The sequence below is a fragment of the Bosea sp. (in: a-proteobacteria) genome, from assembly GCA_023910605.1.
Lineage (GTDB): Bacteria > Pseudomonadota > Alphaproteobacteria > Rhizobiales > Beijerinckiaceae > Allobosea.
This window is the reverse complement of the sequence record JAAVVV010000001.1, coordinates 892327-911852: the sequence shown is the minus strand read 5'-3', so window position 1 is coordinate 911852 and position 19526 is coordinate 892327. Positions and strand designations below refer to the sequence as shown.

Below are 19526 nucleotides of genomic sequence, written 5' to 3'. Positions count from 1 at the left end.
GATCACTGCATGTTCTCCCGACGCAAACGCCAGGGCAAAGCTCAGAACATGGGTCAAATCTCAGTGGAAACTTGTCGACCTCCCGGGTCAGTTCTCAATGCAAATCAACAGCCCGCTCATCCCACGTCAAAAAAGTGCCCTCGGAACAAGGCTTACCCTTCAGACGAACATGCAAACCGTCAATCGCGCCTCAAAGCGCCTGAAACGCATTCTTCACGGGCGACAAGATATTGTAAACTCAGAGAGTGTTTTTATTGTTGGTGACATGTTCACGCTGCAGCTGGTACACGCGCTTTGTTGGTCTGCCACAGCAGTGCTAGGGCTTCAGATGACAGGCGGTGCAGGATCGCGGTGGCGCGTCGCCTCGAAGGCCGGCACGGCAGCGGCGAACGACTCATGCCAGCCCACCAATACGGGGTGGTCCGCCCGCCATGAACCGGCAAACCGCAGATCGAGGTAACCAAGTGCGGCAGCCAGCGCGAAATCGCCGCGCTGCAGGCGATGGCTGGCACGGTTCACAATGACGGCGGCCTGCTTCAGCCCGCGCTCGATTTTTGCACCCTGATGCATTATCCAGCGCGGCTCGCGCCGATCTTCCGCACGCCAGCGCTGTTCGTAAACCTGCAGGACGATCGCCTCGATGATGCCGTCGCAAAGCGATTCATAGGCCATCTGCGCAAAGCGATCCTCCCCGGGTAGGGTCAGCGGGTCGCCGGCGAGGCTGTCGAGATATGCACCGATCACCGCAGAATCGAACAGGGGCCCGGTGGGGGTCACCAGCGTCGGGATCTTACCGAGGGGATTGGCGCAAAGAAATGCGGACGGCGGGGCTGCTGTGTCGATGATGCGCTCCTCGACTCGATCGGCGAGCCCGAGATGGCGCGTCAGCATGCGCACCTTGCGGGCAAAGGGAGAGGCTGGCGCACAGAACAGGATCATCGCATCTCCTTCAGAGGCAACAGGGCCAGCGCTCATGCCCGCCCCACATAAAATTTTGCCCGGCCCCGAGCCACGGCAAGGCCGCCTGCCGCCAGTCGGCCGATCGTATGGAGCGGACGATGCGAGAACGCCGTCATTGCCGGGCCGACCATGCGGGACCATTTGCCCTCAAAGGCGTAGGTTCCCGCCGCCTGAAGCCAGATATCGGCTAGCGCCTGCCGGCGGTCGGAGGGGGAAAGCGCGGCAAGCACATCCGCGTGTTTTACAAGCAACAGCATGGCTGAAAGCTCAACCACATCGCCCAGGCGGGCGCGTCTATTATAGACGCGCGCCAGTGGATCGCGCACCGCCACAATCCGACCCCTGCGGGTGTAGCGGATCAACCAGTCCCAATCCTCGAACCGCGGCAGCTTCTCGTCGAGAGGACCAATGACATCGAATATGCCGCGCCGCGTCAACTGCGTCGTGCCGGGGCTCAAATCGCAGTCCATGGCGAGTCGACGAGCCCAGTCGTCGGTGTCCTCCAGCGGCTGCTGGCGGGTAATGGCATGGTCGAGCAGGTGCATCTCGACGCCGGTGCAGGACACACCCGCATCCTCAGGGGCGGCGGCGAGTCGAGCTGCCTGCACCTCAAGCTTGCGCGGCAGCCACTCGTCATCGGAATCCAGGAACGCGATCAGGTTTCCCCGCGCGGCGGCGATGCCGCTGTTCCGGGCAGCCGAAGCTCCGCCGTTCTGCGTGCGCCGGATCAGGCTGATACGAGGATCATCGATGGCCATGACACGTTCGGGCGAGCCGTCGCTCGATCCGTCATCCACAACGACGATCTCGAAATCGTTCAGCGTCTGAGCTTGAACGCTGGCGATGGCGCGGCCAATCGAGCCGATGCGGTCGAACATCGGAATGATGACGCTCACATACGGGGTTGTGGACATCGGAAATGATCTCAGGGCTGGGGCCGGTTTGCGCCGAACGTTTGGTCCACGACGCTCTGCCAACGATAGGCGCGTGGCAGCACGGGGGAGACAAGCGCATGCAGCGAGCCCGATGCGGGCTGGGCCGCGGCATAGATGAGATGGCGCAGAGCCCGGCGCTGGCTATGGTCGATGCTGCCCTTCCAGCGCCACTTGATCGCGTAGGACCGCAGCGCATAACGGAAGGCCGGCACGTCGGGGGCGCGCAGCCCCACCAGGGCAGCGTGGTAATAGGCCGCGCTCCGCGCCTGGGCCGACAGCGCCCGCACCCCTGTCGGCACATCCGGGCGAGCCAGCAGCCGCTCGATAGTCTCGATCTTCTGACGTGCAAGGGTCGGGCCCTGGCTGCGCCGGGTCAGGCCGCCGGGGTGTAGGCGCCAGCTTGCAAGCACCTGCGGCAGGCGTCGGATTCTGGCCCCGTTCAGGCCGAAGCGCAGCCAGAAATCGTAATCGGAAATGAGGGCGGCTTTCGCATCGCGCACCGGCTCATTGAATGCGGGACCAAGGCGGAAAAATGCCCCCGGGCCGGGGATGCAGTAATGCTGGCCGAGCATCACATTGTAATCGTACTCGCGTGTGCGCACGGTGACGATCTCGCGCCCCGCCGAATCGATCTTGACCCAATCTGGGTAGACTGCATCTAGCGCCGGATCTGCTGCAAAGGCCGCCCGTGTCGCGTCGAGCAGCCCAGGCAGAATGGGATCGTCCGCGTTAACAATGCCGGTGATACGACCCGCGCGGTTGCCGGGCCCCGCCGCGAGGAGATGGGCTATGCCGGCATTGACCGCTGCCACCTCGCCGCCGTTGGGCTGCTGCAGGATAAAGGCGCGCGGGCAGGCGGCGGCAAGGCGGGAAATTGTATCGTCGGTCGAGCCGTCATCGACGACCAGATACCGGTCCTCAGTCTTCAACTGGGCGGCGATCGAGCAGGCGGTTTCGGCGATGTATGTGCCGCCATTGTAGACCGGAGTGATGATGTCGAGCCCGATCATTGGACGCCTACCCCGACCACGAGACGGCGATAGAGCCGCGCATGTGCCTGAAGCATCGCATCGATGCCATAGCGTCCCCGCGCCTGCGTGAAACATGCCTCCCAGATGGGATCGCGCATCACAGCAAAGGACAGCGCATCGGCCAGCGCGGCAGAATTGGCCGGCGGGGCCAGCGCCGCACGCGGGCATGGCAGCTGCGCCACATCGCCGACGTCGGTTGCCGCAACCGGCTTTTGCATCACCAGAGCTTCGAGTAGCACCAATGGCATGGCCTCGCCGTAACGGGATCCGAGCATCACCGCATCGGCCGCATCGATCAGCGCCGCCATGTCCCGGATTGGTCCCAGAGGCCGGACGGCGTCACCGAGTCCATGGTGGGCGACAAGACTTTCAAGCTCGGGATGGCCCGCCTCCATGCCCCGCCCAGCCAGCAGCAGCACCGCTTGCGGCCGGCGCTGACGAAACAGTGCAAAGGCCGCAAGGCAGTTGGCGATGTCCTTCTGCGGATCATTGCGGGCGCTGAGAAGGACGGCGCAGGCCAAATCGTCTAGCCCGAGCCCCGCGCGGGTACGCTGCCGGCGCTCTGGATTGGCCCGGAACAATCCGGTGTCGACGCCATTTTCTATCACCAGCCCGGGCTCGGGCGCATAGCCGTGCTGTTCGTGCAAAATTCGGGCGGCATGGGCGCAATAGACAATAGCTTGCGCCCGCCGGGAGGTACGAGCCAGCAGCCGGTCGACCAAATGAAGCAACGGATTGGCGCGCAGGTCTGGAAAGGTGGAGTTGTGGATAGACCAGATTCGGGGGATCTGGCGCGGCACCATCAGCGTTAGAAGCGCACCGTAATACAGCCAGCCCTGGATCAGATCCGGCTTGAGTTCGTCAACCAATGCGCGCAACCGTTGGCGGCTCGCCGGCAAACGCCGCAGCGCCTGCCAGCGACGACCAAGATTCAGCCCCAAGTCATGGATTTTGACCTCGGCGCGGGGAAAGAACACCTCATCCTGCATCAAGGCGATGTGATGTACAGTCTCGCCGCAGCGCTGCCGCGCCAGCTCGAACAGCAGCCGTTCCGCACCGCCCTGCCCCAGGTGAGGCGCGACATGCAGGACAGTGAGCCGGCTCATCCCGATCCCCACGCGCCAGGCGTCATGGCTTTCGCCAGACAGTCTTATTGATGTAGTCGATATAGCTCAGTACGATGGCCACGACCTTGCGCGAGACCGGCCCAGCAACATAATCTCCAACCGAACGTGCCTTAAGTTCCACCGTGGCGTGCATGACGAAGCGGACGCTGTCAAGCACGGCGGACCGTTCTAGCCCGCACATCACCAAAGTCCCCTCATCCATGCCCTCGGGCCGCTCATGAGCCTGACGGATGGTGACCGCGGGAAAACCGAGCAGCGAGCTTTCCTCGGTGAGGGTGCCGCTGTCAGAGATTACGCAGGCTGCCGTCAGCTGTAGCTTGATGTAATCGTGGAAGCCGAATGGCGGCAGGAACTGGACGCGCCGGTCGAGGAACATGTCGCCGAGACTCTCCAGGCGCTTGCGTGTACGGGGATGCGTCGAGACGATCACCGGCCAGTCATAGGTCTCGGCCAGACCGTTGAGGGAATCGATGAGGTCGCGCAGGTTGCGGTCGCTATCGACATTCTCCTCGCGGTGGCTGGAGACGACGAAGAAACGCTTCTCTGTCAGCCCGAGGCGCGGCAACACGTCGGACGCCTCATACTGCGGTCGGAAATGGCTGAGCACCTCATCCATGTGCGAGCCGACGTTAAAAGTAAGCTCCGGCGGCAGGCCCTCCGCCAGCAGATAGCGCCGGGCATGTTCGGTTAGCGTCATGTTGACGTCCGCGAGATGGTCGATGACCTTTCGGTTCAGTTCCTCCGGCACGCGCTGGTCGAAGCAGCGGTTGCCGGCCTCCATGTGAAAAACCGGAATCTTTCGCCGCTTGGCAGCGATCACAGCAAGGCCCGAGTTGGTATCGCCGTAGATCAGTACGGCTTCGGGCCTGACCGCCGCCATGACGCGGTCGGAACGTCGCAGCACCTCTGCGATCGTGTCCACCGCCGTCTCGCCTGCGGCTTCAAGGAAATGGTCCGGCCGGCGGATGCCCAGATCCTTGAAGAACACCTCGTTGAGACCGTAGTCGTAATTCTGGCCGGTATGGACAAGGACGTGATCGGTATGCGCGTCAAGCAGCGCGATGACGCGGCACATCTTGATCAGTTCGGGGCGCGTGCCAACAATCGACATGACCCGGCGCATGTCAGGAGCCTAGCTCGCTTTTGATGTAGTCGAGGCCCATCAGCAGTTTCTTGACGCCTTCGACATCGAGTCGCTCAGTGTTGTCGGAAGTGTAATCATCGGATCTTGAGATTTTACTTTCGCCCTCGACGAAATACTTGGCATAGTTCAGATCGCGCCCATCCTGCGGCACGCGAAAATAGCCGCCATTGTCGATCGCGCGTGCCATCTCTTCACGTGAGACGAGGGACTCGTAGCGCTTCTCGCCGTGGCGCGTGCCGATGATGTTGACTGGCACTCGCTTGTCGAAGATCTGCATCACGGCCTCAGCCAGATCGCCTATCGTGCTGGACGGCGCCTTCCTAATGAAGATGTCGCCCTGCTGGGCATTCTGGCAGGCATACATGACCAGATCGACTGATTCTTCCAGCGACATCAGGAACCGCGTCATGCCCGGGTCGGTGATGGTGATCGGCTGGCCGGCCTTCACCTGCGAGACGAACAGCGGAATCACCGAACCGCGCGAGGCCATGACGTTGCCATAGCGCGTCGCGCAGAGCGTCGTGTCGCTCTCATCTAGCAGGCGGGCGCGCGCGATGGTGATCTTCTCCATCATCGCCTTGCTCATTCCCATGGCGTTGATCGGATAGACGGCCTTGTCAGTCGACAGCATAATGACACGCTTGGCGTCCGCATCGACTGCCGCCTCCAGCACGTTGCTGGCACCGATCACGTTGGTACGCACCGCTTCCATCGGGTAGAACTCGCAGGACGGCACCTGCTTGAGGGCCGCGGCGTGGAAGATGAAATCCACTCCCCGCATCGGCGCCTTGAGGCTCTGGGGCTCGCGCACGTCGCCGATGTAGAAGTTCACGCGGTCGTTCCTGAGGGACAGGCGCATGTCCTCCTGCTTCTTCTCGTCCCGGCTGAACACTCGCACCTCGCCGATGCCTTCGTTTAGAAAGCGCCGCAATACCACATTGCCGAACGAGCCCGTGCCTCCAGTGATCAAAAGGGTCTTTCCCCGAATGTCCATTCTCATCATCTCTCAAACACGTACAGATTTCAGCGTGCGGCATGCATGCGGGCAACCAGTTCCGGCCAGGGCGGCGCCACATAGCCGGTCCTGGCACTGAACCGCGACCCATCCATCGACCGGTCAATGGCCACCACGTCATCCGGCACGATCTCGATCACCTTGCCATAGGTGGATGCCACCATGTTAAGCAGGTCGTATTTGCTGACCTTGTCGGACGCAACATGCCAGACACCGCACAGCGCAGCGTCTGGGAGGACAACATCGCGGATGATGCGGGCGATCTCCACCGTCGGCAGCCCGGTGTAGATGGCCTTGCGGTAGCCCTTGACGCTTGGTCCGGGCTGGCTGAGGAACCAGTCGATCAGCGAATGGGCTGAATTGAGCTCGTGGCCGATAATTGAGGTCCGCAGAGTGACCGCATGCGAATAATCGACCTCGCCGAGAAACTTGCTCTTTCCGTAGAGATCCTCAGCGTTCGAGGGATCGCTTTCGGTGTAGTCGCCCTTGCGCCCGTCAAAGACGCAATCGGTTGAAATGTGCACGAGGCGGGCGCCGGCCACCGCGCACAGCTCGGCGAGCCTGTGCGGAAACAGCGCGTTGAGTGCGATAGAGACCAGCGGATCCTTGGCCGCCGACAGCTGCTTGACGACACCGACGCAGTTTATCACCACATCGGGCCGAACATCCCCCATGAGGCGGACCAGCCGGTCCTGATCGGTGGCGTTGATATCAGTGACGAGGCGCGCATCCGTCGTCTCAACAAGTTCCGCGGGCTTGCTGCCTCGCACTGTGCCGGTGACCTGAAAACCATCCGAGGCACTGAACAGCCTGAAGGCGGCATTTCCGAGCATCCCGGCTGCCCCAACAACTAAAACATGTGTCAAAGTACAATCTCCAGCCGGAGAGGCGGCGCAAGCGCTACCTGCCCGATCAGCAATCCGCAAGTCCTGTCCGTTCGTTGCGCAAACTATCCAAGCGCCCTCTCATTGTCGAGCAAAATCCCGAGAGACCACGGCAACTTTGTCAGGTTAACGGCGGAGCGCACGGGATAGCTTTGGAGTATGGCTTCTGATTCAACGGGCTCGGATCAGGAGCCCGAACGATGGATCAGATTTTCGTCAAGGACCGGTTGCGCCTTCTGCTGGATCACTTCGGACGCGTCGGGGACCCGCGCGAGAGCTGCAAGGTCAAGTATCCGCTTGCGGAAGTGCTTTTTCTGGTGACCTGCGCGTCTGTCGCGGGTTGCGACGACTATGACGAGATCGCCGATTGGGGCGATGCGCATCTGCCTTTCCTGCGCGAGCATGCCGAGTATTTCTTCGGCACTCCCAAGGAGGATTGGCTGCGGGTGGTGCTGAACCGGATCGATCCGGCGCTGTTTGCGGCCTGCTTCACGGCCTGGGCGACGCAGCTGCGACCGGACGCGGCGGACCTGATCGCGCTGGACGGCAAGACAGCGCGCCGCAGCGGCGAGGCTGGCCGCAGTCTGCCCCCCATCCATCTGGTCAGCGCCTGGGCCTCGACCCAGCGCCTCGTGCTGGCGCAGGAGGCCGTGGACGCCAAGGACAACGAATGCGCCGCCATGCTGGCAATCCTGGAGCGGCTGACGCTCAAGGGCGCGCTCGTCACCATCGACGCCATCGCCACCAACCCGTCCATGGCCAAGGCGATCACGGACAAGGAAGGCGACTATCTTCTGGCCCTCAAGCGCAACCAGCCGACCCTGCACGACGAGGTCGCGGCCTATTTCGACGATCCGGCCACGACAGGGCTCGCCACCAGCATCAGCGTCGACAAGGATCATGGACGCATCGAGACCCGTACCACCACGGTCAGCCATGAGATCGGCTGGCTGGAAGGCGGGCGACGCCATCCCGGCGAGCATCGCTTCCACCGTCTCAGAAGCATCGTGCGAGCCACCACACAAGTCGAACGGCAGGGCAAGACCTCCCGGGAGACGCGGTTCTTCATCTCCTCCGCCCTTCTCACACCCGAACGCGCTGCAACCGCCATTCGCAGCCATTGGGGCATCGAAAGCCTCCACTGGGTGCTCGATGTCGTCTTCAAGGAGGATCAATCACGCCTCAGGCGCGGTCATGGAGCGCAGAACATGGCCCTCGTGCGAAGGCTCGCCTTCAACCTCGTCCGCGCAGGAAAGGGAAACCGCTCCATCAAAACAGCCCGAAAAGCCGCTGGATGGAACACAAACACCCTCGCCCAGATCATCCATGCCTCACCGCGTTAACCTGGACTCGTTGCCCTGCCCGAGAGACAACGGCATTTACATCGCGCAATACAAGGTTATAAGCCGTTCGGCCGATGCGCTGAGGTGCGTTGGGCAGGGATCGGAGACTGGACTTTGCTCAATACGATGTTGGCTGGCATGCAGATGCGACAGACAGCTGAGCTAGCGTGGCGGCTCACCATGCGCGATTTTGCCGCCCGCTATCGCGGTGCGACATTGGGCATTGCCTGGGCGTTCTTGACCCCGCTCCTGACTGCGCTGATCTTCACCTTCGTGTTCTCCGCCGTGTTCCGGTTGCGTTGGGGTGCGGGCACCGATGGGGATCCGCCGAACACCAGCTTCACGCTCATCCTTCTGGTGGGCATTCTGCTGCATGCGATGTTGGCAGAGACGATGAACCGTGCGGCCAGTGCGATCGTCGCCAACGCCAGCTACGTTAAGAAGGTGGTCTTTCCCCTCGGCGTGCTACCGGTCGTGATCGTGGTCGGCGCGCTGATCAATACGCTGATCGGCTTTCTGATCGTTATCGCCGGCCATCTCATCCTCGATGGCAGGATCGCGCCGACGGCCCCGCTTGTCGTGCTTATCCTCACCCCTTACATTTGCCTGACGCTCGGCATCGCCTTTCTGCTGGCGGCCTTCGGGGTCTATCTGCGCGACATCGGCCAGATGACGAGCTTTCTGTCGACGGCGCTGATGTTTTTGAGTCCGATCATCTATCCGATATCGGCCGTGCCGGAACCGTTCCGGCCGATCATGTGGCTCAATCCGCTGACGATCGTCGTCGAGGAGTCACGCAACGTGCTGTTATTCGACCGAACGCCGGACTGGGGCACGCTTGGCCTGCTCTGGGTCGGTTCTATTGCCATGCTGGCGGTCGGCTGGTGGGTATTCAAGCGCCTGCGCGTCGGGTTTGCCGATGTCCTCTGATATCGCTATCGAAGCCTCGGACCTGTCGAAGGCATACAAGATCTATCGCCGCCCCTCTGACCGGCTGGCACAGGCCGTCATGCCGCGCCTGCGCCGTCTGGCCGCGCCGCTGGTGCGGCTGGGCGGGGGCACGCTGGCCGAGCGCAACCACTACACCAACCACTGGGCATTGCATGGGTTGAGCTTCCAGGTGCCGCGCGGCGACAGTATGGCGATCATCGGCCGCAACGGCTCGGGCAAATCGACGCTGCTGCAATTGATCTGCGGCACGCTGATGCCTACCAGCGGCACAGCGTGCGTCAATGGGAAAGTGGCGGCGCTGCTCGAACTCGGCTCGGGCTTCAACCCCGAATTCACCGGCCGCGAGAACGTCTTTCTCAACGCCTCGATTCTGGGTATGACCCGCGAGGAGACCGAGGCGCGCCTGCCGGATATCCTGACCTTCGCCGATATCGGCGACTTCGTTGAACAGCCGGTCAAGACCTACTCGACCGGCATGGCGATGCGTCTCGCCTTTGCGGTGATTGCGCATGTCGATGCCGAGATCCTGATCATCGACGAAGCGCTGGCGGTGGGCGATGCCTATTTCCAACAGAAATGCATGCGCTGGCTGCGCCAGTTCCGTGAGCGCGGCACTGTGCTGTTCTGCGGCCACGATATCGGCGCAGTGATGAGCCTGTGTGATACCGCCCTTTGGCTCGACAAGGGCCATATGGTCATGCAGGGCCCCGCCAAGGATGTGTGCGAAGCTTATTCCGCGTCCATCATGGCGCAGACACAGGGGCTAGTCGATGGCAGCATGCCAGCGCCGGCCCCCAAGGGCAGGGGTGACGGAGGAAAGGGCACTGCGGACAAGACCTCGGAAAACAAAATCGCGGAAGACAAGACTTCCGAAGACAAGACCGCCGCGGCCAGGCCGGCGGCGGTCCGGCTGGAAGATGTGCCCCCGCCCGAGCCCGGCCGCCCCGTCATCTTCGACGTCATGGCCGACAGCAAAGCCTTCGGTAGCGGCAAGGCGATTATCCGCAACGTGGCGCTGACGGCCGCGGACGGATCACCCTTCAGCTGGATCCGGGGCGGTGAGGAGGTCAGGGTTAGCATTGAGGTCGATGTCTTGCATGACATCGAGGCGCCGATCGTGGGCTTTCACTGCAAGGACCGTCTCGGCCAACCTATCCTGGGCGACAACACATTCCTGACGACTCTGCATGACCCGCTTTCGGTTGAAGCTGGGAAAAAGCTGCGTGCCACCTTCGTCTTCCAGCTGCCAGCGCTCGCTTCTGGCCGCTATTCCATCACGGCAGCGTGCGCATCGGGCACGCTGGATACCCATGTCCAGCATCACTGGCTGCACGATGCGCTGATATTCGACGTGCATTCCCAGTTCAAGAACGGCGTAATGATCGCGGTCGAGATGCAGCACATCCAACTGCAGACGCGAAGCTGATCCGGCTGGAAAGGGGATGGCAGATGACTGGCGCCCGTCAAGTCCAAGTGTTGGCATCGCAGTTACAGCCTGGGTGCGAGCGTCTGGCTGATGGTTTCGGCCGACTGGTGGCTGCATCGCACGACGTTACCGATACGCTTGCGCTGTTTTTAAGGTTGGATAGATAGACCCATGCCTTCCTCCCCCCGCATTTCGATCATCATTCCGGTCTACAATGGAACGAACTACATGCGGGATGCCATCGACTCGGCATTGGCGCAAACTTGGTCCAACAGCGAGGTCGTTGTTGTCAACGACGGCTCGCGCGACGACGGTGCCACGCTGGCGCTGGCCCAGTCCTACGGCGACCGCATTGTGCTGATCGACAAGCCCAACGGGGGCGTTGCGAGTGCGCTGAACGCAGGCATCGCGGCGATGACGGGTGATGTGTTTTGCTGGCTGAGCCATGATGACCGCCACCATCCGGATAAGGCGGCCGTGCAGGTGGAGGACTGGCTGGCCCACGGGCACCATAACGAGGTGCTCTACAGCAACTACCGGCTCATCGATGCCGGAGGCGAGACCTTGGCCGATGTCGAACTCGACCATGCCATGCTGACGGCCAAGCCGTTATATGCGCTGCTCCGCGGCTCGATCCACGGCTGCTCGGTCTTCGTGCCGAGAGCCATTCTCGATGATATCGGCGGGTTCGACGAGACATTGCCGACGACTCAGGATTACGATCTGTGGCGGCGCGTCATCGCCCGCTATCGCTTCCGCCACATGCCTCGCGTGCTGATCGACAGCCGCTGGCACGACGAGCAGGGCTCCAAGAAGATCGACCACGTCGTGGAGGCCACCCACTTCTGGACGACGACGATCGAGGCAGTGTCGGCGGCCGACAAGATCGCCTGCGAGGGAAGCCAGTTGCGTTTCGACCAGGAGATGGCCAGATTCCTGCGCAAGAACAACCTCGCCGATGCGGCGGCTCAGATCGAGGACCGGGCGCGGGAGGGCCTAAACCGCACGTTAATCTCGGTGATCATGCCGGTCTTCAACCGGGTCGACCTCGCCCTCGGGGCGCTCGACAGCCTGAAGCGCCAGACGCACCTGGAATGGGAACTGATCGTCGTCGATGACGGATCGACCCAGGACATGGGGCTGCTGATCAGGGCCGTCGATGCGCTGGGGCCGCGAGCCCGCTACATCCGGCAGGAGAACGGCGGGCCCGGCGCGGCGCGCAACCACGGCTGGCAGCTGGCCCGCGGCGCCTATGTCGCGTTTCTCGACAGCGACGATCTGTTTCTGCCGACCAAGCTTGCGGACCAACTGCGGGTCATGGAGGAGACGGGCACCGCATTCTCGCATACCAGCTATTACCGCCACTGGCAGGGCAGCCGGGACCTTACGCTGTTTTCCTCGGGCGCCGGCAACAAGTTCCCCGACATCATTCGGTCGTGCGGCATCGCTACGCCGACCGTCATGCTTCGGCGCACCCTGATCGACGAAGGCCTAAGCTTTCCGACTCATTTTCATCTTGGCGAGGATGTCAGCCTTTGGCTGTCGATCGCAGCCCGTCACGGCATCATCGGTTTGCCGTCTGCGCTCAGCATTGTACGCACCGGTGAGAATGCTGCAGCCTATGACCCTGTCAAGGCACGACAAGGTATCGACAACATCCTGTGTTTCATTGCATCCCACGCTGACCTTTCTGCGCATGAACTGGAGATCCATCGCTTGCAGAACATGCGCAACAGCATCTGAAGACAGAAGGATCATTTAGTGACGAGAATCGGCCTGAAAACTAGACTTCTGCAGCGCATCCCGGGAATCCGCAACTATTATGCCACGATCGCCCGGCTGGATGGCGACCGCATTACGTTTGCCCGTCAATTGGAGGCCGATGGCAACGCCCTCCGCGCAGAGGTGGCGGAGACGCAAGGCCGCCTCAGCGCCGCGCTGGAAATGGCGCAGGCACATGAAACTGAATGCAACGCCCTCCGCGCGGAGATGGCGGAGACGCAAGGCCGCCTCAGCGCCGCGCTGGAAATGGCGCAGGCACATGAAACTGAACGCAACGCCCTCCGCGCGGAGATGGCGGAGACGCAAGGCCGCCTCAGCGCCGCGCTGGAAATGGCGCAGGCACATGAAACTGAACGCAACGCCCTCCGCGCGGAGATGGCGGAGACGCAGGGCCGCCTCAGCGCCGCGCTGGCGCTGGCGCAGGCACATGAAACTGAACGCAACGCTCTCCGCGCGGAGATGGCGGAGACGCAGGGCCGCCTCAGCGCCGCGCTGGCGCTGGCGCAGGCACATGAAACTGAACGCAACGCTCTCCGCGCGGAGATGGCGGAGACGCAGGGCCGCCTCAGCGCCGCGCTGGCGCTGGCGCAGGCACATGAAACTGAACGCAACGCTCTCCGCGCGGAGATGGCGGAGACGCAGGGCCGCCTCAGCGCCGCGCTGGCGCTGGCGCAGGCACATGAAACTGAACGCAACGCTCTCCGCGCGGAGATGGCGGAGACGCAGGGCCGCCTCAGCGCCGCGCTGGCGCAGGCGCAGGCACATGAAACTGAACGCAACGCCCTCCGTGCCGAAGTGATGACTGGGCTCAACGTGCTTCGGTCGGATTTCACGGCGCATGCCGATTTGATTCTAAAGCGCCTGGCTGAAACTCAATCGGCCGCTGGCGTTTCCGCCTCGCACATCATGGCTAATGCTATCGGCGTTGGAGCCCGGCAGGAGGAGTTGATTGCTCGGCTGGTTCGTAGCCAGCGCGGCGAATCCTCGGCGAATGAGGCAGGCATTGAGCTTTACCTCGATCTTCTGGAAGCCTCATTAACCGGTGTGCTGATCGAGGATGATGCGCACTCGCCTTGGACGACAGGGGCCTATGATCCGACGCTGCGGGCGATCGGACGGGACTGGCCCCGCCAGGCCCTGACAATGATCGGGACATCGCGCATGCGCAACCTGCGCATGCTGACAATGCGCGTGGTGGCCGAGGGGATTGCGGGCGATTTCATCGAGACTGGGGTGTGGCGCGGCGGTGCATGCATCTACGCCAAGGGCATCTTCCAGGCGACGGGCGCCAGCGAACGCCGCGTGTTTGTGGCAGACAGCTTCTGCGGCCTGCCCAAGCCTGATGTCGCGGCAAACCCGGCCGATGCCGGAGATATGCACCACACCTATGGCGAGCTTGCCATTCCGCTGAGCGAGGTTGAGGCCGGCTTCCGCCGCTATGGCCTGCTGGACGACAACGTCATTTTCCTCGAAGGTTGGTTCAAGGATACGCTGCCGCGGGCGCCGATCGACCGTCTGGCCGTTCTCCGACTCGACGGCGACATGTATGAAAGCACGATGGACGCCTTGCAGGCGCTCTATCACAAGGTATCGCCCGGCGGCTTTGTCATCGTCGACGATTACATCCTCAAGCCCTGTGCTGCAGCGATCGAGGATTTCCGCCGTCAGAACCGCATCTCCGCCCCCATGATCCCGGTCGATGGCGCGGCTGTGTGGTGGCAGGTTCCGGTCTGAGCTCTCACGTTGAAGGCGGCAGAGTGCGGGCGAGATCGGCGAGCGCGGTAAGCGGATCGGCGGGCTCTTCGACCAATGCCGCCCGAAGAAGTCGACCGGCCGCGGCATCTCCACGGAGCATGGCGACCTCGGCATAGATCGTCAACAGCTCCGTCCTCAGCTCGGTCCAGAATGCAGGCGGCAGCCCGGGATCGCGGGCACGGGCTCGCGTCAGCAAGTCGTGTCGGCCCATCAGCCCTGAGGCATAAGCGAACTTCGCCTCTCGCCGGACATGGACTCCAACGAGCGGCACATTCACCGATCCGGCTGGCCCCTGCATCGCCAGCCGCGTCCATAGATCGATGTCCTCACAAAGGTGCATTGAAGGATTGAAGCCGCCTAACGCCTCCACCCGGTGCCGGGCCGCGACCACCGAGGGGCATGTGATGACGTTGGAGCGAACACGTAGCAGTTCGGGATAAATCTTGCTTTCGACAAGCTGATGCGATACATGGCGATCGCTAAGGTAGCCGGCATCTGAGAACTCGAAGAAATCAGTGAAGCAGAAGACATCTTCAGGATGGGCCGCAAGCCTGTTCATCTGCAGCCCCAGCTTTTCGGGCATCCAAACATCATCGCTGTCTTGAAAGGCGATCCACTTCCCGCGCGCCATCTCAATGCCGCGGTTGCGAGCCTGCGACACGCCAGCCTTCTCAAGCCGGGCGGAGTGAAAGCGCCCCGTGAGCTGCTGGGCAAAGTTCTCGACCAGCGCGGGCGTCTCATCGGTCGAACCGTCATCAATCAGGATCAGCTCCCAATCGGTGAATGTCTGGGCCAAAATCGAGCCCACGGCCCGCTTTAGGCAATAGGCGCGGTTGTGCGTTGGCAGCACGATTGAGACTGCGATTGACATCACATCGCCCCGCCGATGGCAAGATCCGCCCCGACGAAGGACAGGATGGCCATCGTCTCATTCAGATGGACGGCGGCCGGATCGAGCTGCCGGCCCTCATCGATCAGCAGCCGATGAATTGCCAAATCCTCAATCTGAACTTGCGCCGCGGGCTGGCCTATCAAGGCGTCCCGCATCCGAACACTCCCGCGCCTAGGCCCGGCAGCCATGGCGAGGGCGCCTTCATCCTGCAGCCAGCGCACCCGTGCGGGCCAATCCGCCGCAGCTGTCCGCTCTGCTGTCGCCCACCCGGCCCGCAGCGGAATGACATAAGGCCTTGTGGTGCGCATCAGCGCGGAGTTCAGCAACCCAATCGCATCGCAATCATCTGTTGCGCAAGAAACTGTAACCTTCCCGGAGACACGCAGCTGCGCCGCCTCAGTCGCGCTCCCGCAGGCAGCGCAGATCTCGACGTCCCCACCAAACCGCTCGCTGATGGTTGCGATCAACGATCCCGCAGCCGCACTGGCGCCCGGAGGAACCGCCAGCGCCACGCTGAACTTGCAGCCCGCGCGCGCCGCATCACGCTGCGCCTCTGCGAAGGCCTGCGCCTGCCGGTAGGGCGATGTCGCCAGATGGTCAGCCATCCACGCAAAGAACCGAAGCGTGCTGCCGGCCATGCCGACACGCTCAGCCTCTGACCGGTCGGACAACATGCGGGTCCATAGCGCATCGCCCTCGCGCGCGGCCTCGGGGTGGTTCGAGCCCTGCTCCGGATGCACGCGGTATTGGACAAGGATTTCCGGCTGGTGAAAAAAATCGTATCTTCCGATCATGCGGTTCCAGTAGTGATAATCCTGCGTGTAGCGGAATTCCGGCTGGAACGTCCCAACCTCAGCCATGACATGGGCAGGCGCAAATATGGTGCAGCCATTGACCGCCCCACGCAGCAGCGTGGAAAGCGGACTATGCACCAGCGCTTCATGATCGGCGCGCACGTGATCGACCACTGCGCCCGCCGGATCGATCAACGCATAATCACTGATCAAGACAGCGTCCTTGTGGCCTAGCCGCCGGAAGAAATCCGCCTGTCGCGCCGTCTTGAAGGGCAGAAACAAATCATCGTGGCTGAGCCAGCAGAAGACATCGCCACGCATCAGCCGAAGCCCAGCGTTCAGCGCCGCGGCGACGCCCTGATTTTCCTGCCAGTGAAAGCGCACCGAAGCCCCAGCAGCGGCCGCAACCCGTTCAGCATGCCCGCGATCGGCCGAGCCGTCGTCCACCACCACGATCTCGAACCGGTCGTAGACTTGCGCTCGAGCGCTCTCTAGCGCGCGCACGAAGTATTCGCCGCCGTTATAGACCGGCATGATAATGCTGACGAACGGATCACGCGAGTGGACGGGCGGTGCAGCCAGCGCCGGGGCTGTCATCAATCACCCGTTCCGTTTGCGACATCCCGCGCCGCCGCTGCCCGGGCTTGCAAGCGGTGTAACGTCGCTTTGAGACGATAGTTCTCCAGTTCGAGCTGTTCGATCCGCTCACGCTCGATACTCGTCATCCGCCGCTCGCCTGCAAGGCGTGCAGCCACCAGAGCAGCCATGTTGCGGAAGCGGCTGATCGCTCGACGCGTACTCCGAAACGACAGCAAGAATTTCTTGACTCTCGACATCATGGCATCCTTTGGCCGAAGGCTGAACCTCGGTATCGTCCGAGTATTCTGTGGCGACGCATCTGACAAGGGCCTAAGGCTGGGCAATCACTTCAGGTTGACTGTGCTGCGCAGTTAAGAGCCCGATTTAAAAGGAGTTGAGCGATATCAGTAGGTTGTGATTCCCTTTTGGTGCTGAACCAAATGGGGTTTCCGATGACCTGGACCGCTATCGCTCGTGCTGAGCATAACCGTGATCGTTTGCGGTTTCCAAGTGATTTGACCGACCGGGAATGGGCACTGATCGCGCCGATGGTTCCCGCCGCCAAGCGCGGCGGTCGGCCCAGAACCACGGACATGCGCGATGTGGTGGAAGCGATCCTGTTTATTGCTTCGAGCGGATGCCAATGGCGCATGCTGCCGGGTGATTTCCCACCTGTCTCGACCGTGCGCGGCTATTTCTATCGTTGGCGGGACAGTGGCCTTCTGGAAACCATGAACCAGCTTCTGGTGATGGCCGCACGCGAGATCGAGGGTAAGCAGGCTCAGCCCACCGCCGGCATCATCGACAGCCAGAGCGTCAAAACCACCGAAAGTGGCGGGATTTCGGGGTATGATGCAGGAAAGAAAATCAAAGGCCGCAAGCGCCACATCATCACCGACACGCTCGGCTTCCTGATCTTCGTGCTGGTCCACGGTGCCAACATTCAGGATCGTGATGGTGCTCCTGACCTGCTCAAGGCGATCCGCTTCCGCTGTCCCTGGCTGCGTCATATCTTCGCTGACGCGGCTATGCTGGGGGCAAACTGAAGGATGCCATGCGAGGCCATGGCCGCTGGACAATCGAAATCGTCAAGCGATCCGATGCCGCAAGGGGCTTCGTGGTCCTGCCCCGCCGATGGGTGGTCGAGCGAACATTCGCATGGCTCAATCGATGCCGCCGTCTTGCCAAGGATTGGGAGAAATCCATCGCAAGCTCCACAGCCTTCGCCCATATCGCCAGCATCCGCATGCTCACCAGACGCATCGCAAGACACTCAATCTGCACGTGAAATTTTGAATCGGGCTCTAAGAGACTGTTTGGAAAGTCGGCGATTGGTGTTTCGGTGGGCTGGCGAATGTGATTCACATTACGGATGTGGACACATGAGAACCGGGGCCGGATGGCCAAGATCGCCAAGAAGACGAAGCGCTATCCCTGCGACCTGACGGACGAGGAGTGGGCCCGGATCGCGCCCTTGATGCCCAAACCCGGACGGACGGGACGGCCTCGGGAGACGGACTTCCGCGAGGTGATCAACGCCGTGCGCTATCTGGTGCGCTCGGGCTGCGGCTGGCGGATGCTGCCTCATCATTTCGGCCATTGGCGAACGGTTTACGGCTGGTTCCGCGAACTGGCGCGGCGCTTCCTGTTCCAGACCATCCACGATGTCGAGCTGATGCTCGACCGGGAGCGGGTTGGTCGCGAGGCAAGCCCCACGGCGGCGGTGATCGACAGCCAGTCGGTCAAGGCTCCGCAAGCCAAAACAAGGGGTTACGACGCCAACAAGAAGATACGCGGCCGCAAGCGACATATCGCGGTCGATACCGACGGACGGCTCTTGATGGTCAATCTGACGACCGCCGACATCTCCGACAGCGCCGGTGCGCAAGCCATCCTCGATGCCATCCGCAAGCGCTGGCCCTGGGTGAAGCATCTCTTCGCCGACGCCGCCTACGACCGCCTGACCTTGATGGACAAGGCCGCCTATCTCAACTTCGTCATCGAGATCATCCGGCGCTCCGAGCAGCAGAAGGGCTTCCATGTTCTGCCCCGGCGCTGGGTCGTCGAGCGGACCTTCGGATGGATGATGCGCTGGCGCCGCCTCGTCCGCGACTATGAAAAACGCATCGACGTCTCAACCGCCATGATCCACGTCGCCATGGGCGGCCTTCTTATCCGAAGAAACGCTCATCCCTGACTTTCCAAACGGACTCTAACTACTTCAACGCTTCGGCAAAAACTTGAGATGCGCGTGCAGTAAGAATGTACAAATAGACAAACGCCTCCCTACAAATTTCGTCGCATTTGGTAGTATCACTGAGGGACTTCGATGCTGAATAGCCCCTGCGTCCTGCAGTAGTGTTGCCCATGTGCCTCTTGGACCCACTCGGATCAGCGTGTATCAATGCGTTGTAGTAGCGAGTAGCATCCTGCGCCATTTCTTTGCTATCGAAACCTACTTCAGATGGGCCCATTGCCGCTAGCATCTTCGAAAGTGATGGCCGCGATTTGTGAGGCCAACCAGCCTCCCACAAGGCCAAAGCACTCGGCGTCTCACACAGATAGCTGAGCACGGCTACCCGTTCTATAAGGGGGCGCAGTAGTATTTCGGCTGACAACAAATAACCCTGCCGAATTAATTCTCGAATACTGAGTGCGATCGAAAACCCATGCGGGACTATTTCCGTTGCAGCTAGTTGAAGTAAAGTCAAATCTCGATCATGCGTCCATGGTGCGATGAGGAAGTTCTTTTCCATTGCAACTTGGATCGTTTGGTCAAATTGAAAAACCATCTGACGGCCGCGATACGGTTCGTTATCCGGAGTATAAATCATGCCGGTCTCCATCACGCAGATATGACGCAATTCTACCTATAAATACTGAGCCTCGTGCGCAAGCACAAACGATC

At 61.7% G+C, this 19526-nt stretch carries 18 protein-coding genes; 7 read left to right on the top strand and 11 right to left on the bottom strand.

Features of this window, described 5'->3' with window-relative positions; genetic code table 11:
• Window positions 1-324 precede the first annotated feature (324 nt).
• The 7 genes from HEQ16_04500 to HEQ16_04470 are packed head-to-tail and all read right to left on the bottom strand — an operon-like array spanning window position 325 to window position 7045.
• On the bottom strand, window positions 325-939 hold the full coding sequence (locus tag HEQ16_04500) for a glutathione S-transferase family protein (protein MCO4053316.1): 615 nt from the start codon (window positions 937-939) through the stop codon (window positions 325-327).
• A gap of 32 nt (window positions 940-971) precedes the next feature.
• On the bottom strand, window positions 972-1874 hold the full coding sequence (locus HEQ16_04495; protein ID MCO4053315.1) for a glycosyltransferase family 2 protein: 903 nt from the start codon (window positions 1872-1874) through the stop codon (window positions 972-974).
• 11 nt (window positions 1875-1885) lie between these two features.
• Window positions 1886-2905, bottom strand: a complete 1020-nt coding sequence (locus tag HEQ16_04490; GenBank protein MCO4053314.1) for a glycosyltransferase — start codon at window positions 2903-2905, stop codon at window positions 1886-1888.
• Entirely contained in the window at window positions 2902-4032 is a 1131-nt protein-coding gene (locus HEQ16_04485) for a glycosyltransferase (GenBank protein MCO4053313.1), read from the bottom strand. The genes HEQ16_04490 and HEQ16_04485 overlap by 4 nt, the downstream gene beginning before the upstream one ends.
• A 22-nt stretch (window positions 4033-4054) precedes the next feature.
• Window positions 4055-5176, bottom strand: a complete 1122-nt coding sequence (gene wecB / locus HEQ16_04480; protein ID MCO4053312.1) for a UDP-N-acetylglucosamine 2-epimerase (non-hydrolyzing) — start codon at window positions 5174-5176, stop codon at window positions 4055-4057.
• A 1-nt stretch (window position 5177) separates the two neighbouring features.
• The gene (locus HEQ16_04475; protein ID MCO4053311.1) at window positions 5178-6197 is read right to left on the bottom strand and encodes a polysaccharide biosynthesis protein; all 1020 of its coding nucleotides are present in this window, start codon (window positions 6195-6197) and stop codon (window positions 5178-5180) included.
• Window positions 6198-6220: 23 nt separating this feature from the next.
• Complete coding sequence (locus tag HEQ16_04470) at window positions 6221-7045, bottom strand: SDR family oxidoreductase (GenBank protein MCO4053310.1); 825 nt, start codon at window positions 7043-7045, stop codon at window positions 6221-6223.
• 251 nt (window positions 7046-7296) lie between these two features.
• Between HEQ16_04470 and HEQ16_04465 the strand changes: the two genes are divergently transcribed.
• From HEQ16_04465 to HEQ16_04445, 5 genes are all read left to right on the top strand, one after another.
• A complete protein-coding gene (locus tag HEQ16_04465) occupies window positions 7297-8439 on the top strand; it encodes an ISAs1 family transposase (protein ID MCO4053309.1) in 1143 nt (380 codons plus the stop codon).
• 180 nt (window positions 8440-8619) lie between these two features.
• Window positions 8620-9369, top strand: a complete 750-nt coding sequence (locus HEQ16_04460; protein ID MCO4053308.1) for an ABC transporter permease — start codon at window positions 8620-8622, stop codon at window positions 9367-9369.
• Entirely contained in the window at window positions 9359-10816 is a 1458-nt protein-coding gene (locus HEQ16_04455; GenBank protein MCO4053307.1) for an ABC transporter ATP-binding protein, read from the top strand. Before HEQ16_04460 ends, HEQ16_04455 begins: the two co-directional genes overlap by 11 nt.
• Before the next feature lie 228 nt (window positions 10817-11044).
• A complete protein-coding gene (locus HEQ16_04450; protein MCO4053306.1) occupies window positions 11045-12559 on the top strand; it encodes a glycosyltransferase in 1515 nt (504 codons plus the stop codon).
• Between the two features lie 945 nt (window positions 12560-13504).
• Window positions 13505-14332, top strand: a complete 828-nt coding sequence (locus HEQ16_04445) for a macrocin O-methyltransferase (protein ID MCO4053305.1) — start codon at window positions 13505-13507, stop codon at window positions 14330-14332.
• A 4-nt stretch (window positions 14333-14336) separates the two neighbouring features.
• On the opposite strand, the gene HEQ16_04440 is transcribed toward HEQ16_04445, so the two are convergent.
• From HEQ16_04440 to HEQ16_04430, 3 genes are read right to left on the bottom strand one after another with little or no spacing between them, the layout of a single operon-like run.
• Window positions 14337-15224, bottom strand: a complete 888-nt coding sequence (locus HEQ16_04440; protein MCO4053304.1) for a glycosyltransferase family 2 protein — start codon at window positions 15222-15224, stop codon at window positions 14337-14339.
• The gene (locus HEQ16_04435; protein ID MCO4053303.1) at window positions 15224-16639 is read right to left on the bottom strand and encodes a glycosyltransferase; all 1416 of its coding nucleotides are present in this window, start codon (window positions 16637-16639) and stop codon (window positions 15224-15226) included. The genes HEQ16_04440 and HEQ16_04435 overlap by 1 nt, the downstream gene beginning before the upstream one ends.
• The gene (locus HEQ16_04430; GenBank protein ID MCO4053302.1) at window positions 16636-16875 is read right to left on the bottom strand and encodes a hypothetical protein; all 240 of its coding nucleotides are present in this window, start codon (window positions 16873-16875) and stop codon (window positions 16636-16638) included. The genes HEQ16_04435 and HEQ16_04430 overlap by 4 nt, the downstream gene beginning before the upstream one ends.
• 195 nt (window positions 16876-17070) lie before the next feature.
• Between HEQ16_04430 and HEQ16_04425 the strand changes: the two genes are divergently transcribed.
• Window positions 17071-17906 (top strand): IS5 family transposase gene (locus tag HEQ16_04425; GenBank protein ID MCO4053301.1). Its coding sequence is split into 2 segments (ribosomal slippage): window positions 17071-17641 and window positions 17641-17906, totalling 837 coding nucleotides; the frame shifts between segments, so codons are not numbered across the junction.
• Window positions 17907-17990: 84 nt separating this feature from the next.
• Entirely contained in the window at window positions 17991-18815 is an 825-nt protein-coding gene (locus HEQ16_04420; protein ID MCO4053300.1) for an IS5 family transposase, read from the top strand.
• A gap of 19 nt (window positions 18816-18834) precedes the next feature.
• On the opposite strand, the gene HEQ16_04415 is transcribed toward HEQ16_04420, so the two are convergent.
• Window positions 18835-19452, bottom strand: a complete 618-nt coding sequence (locus HEQ16_04415) for a hypothetical protein (GenBank protein MCO4053299.1) — start codon at window positions 19450-19452, stop codon at window positions 18835-18837.
• Window positions 19453-19526: the final 74 nt, after the last annotated feature.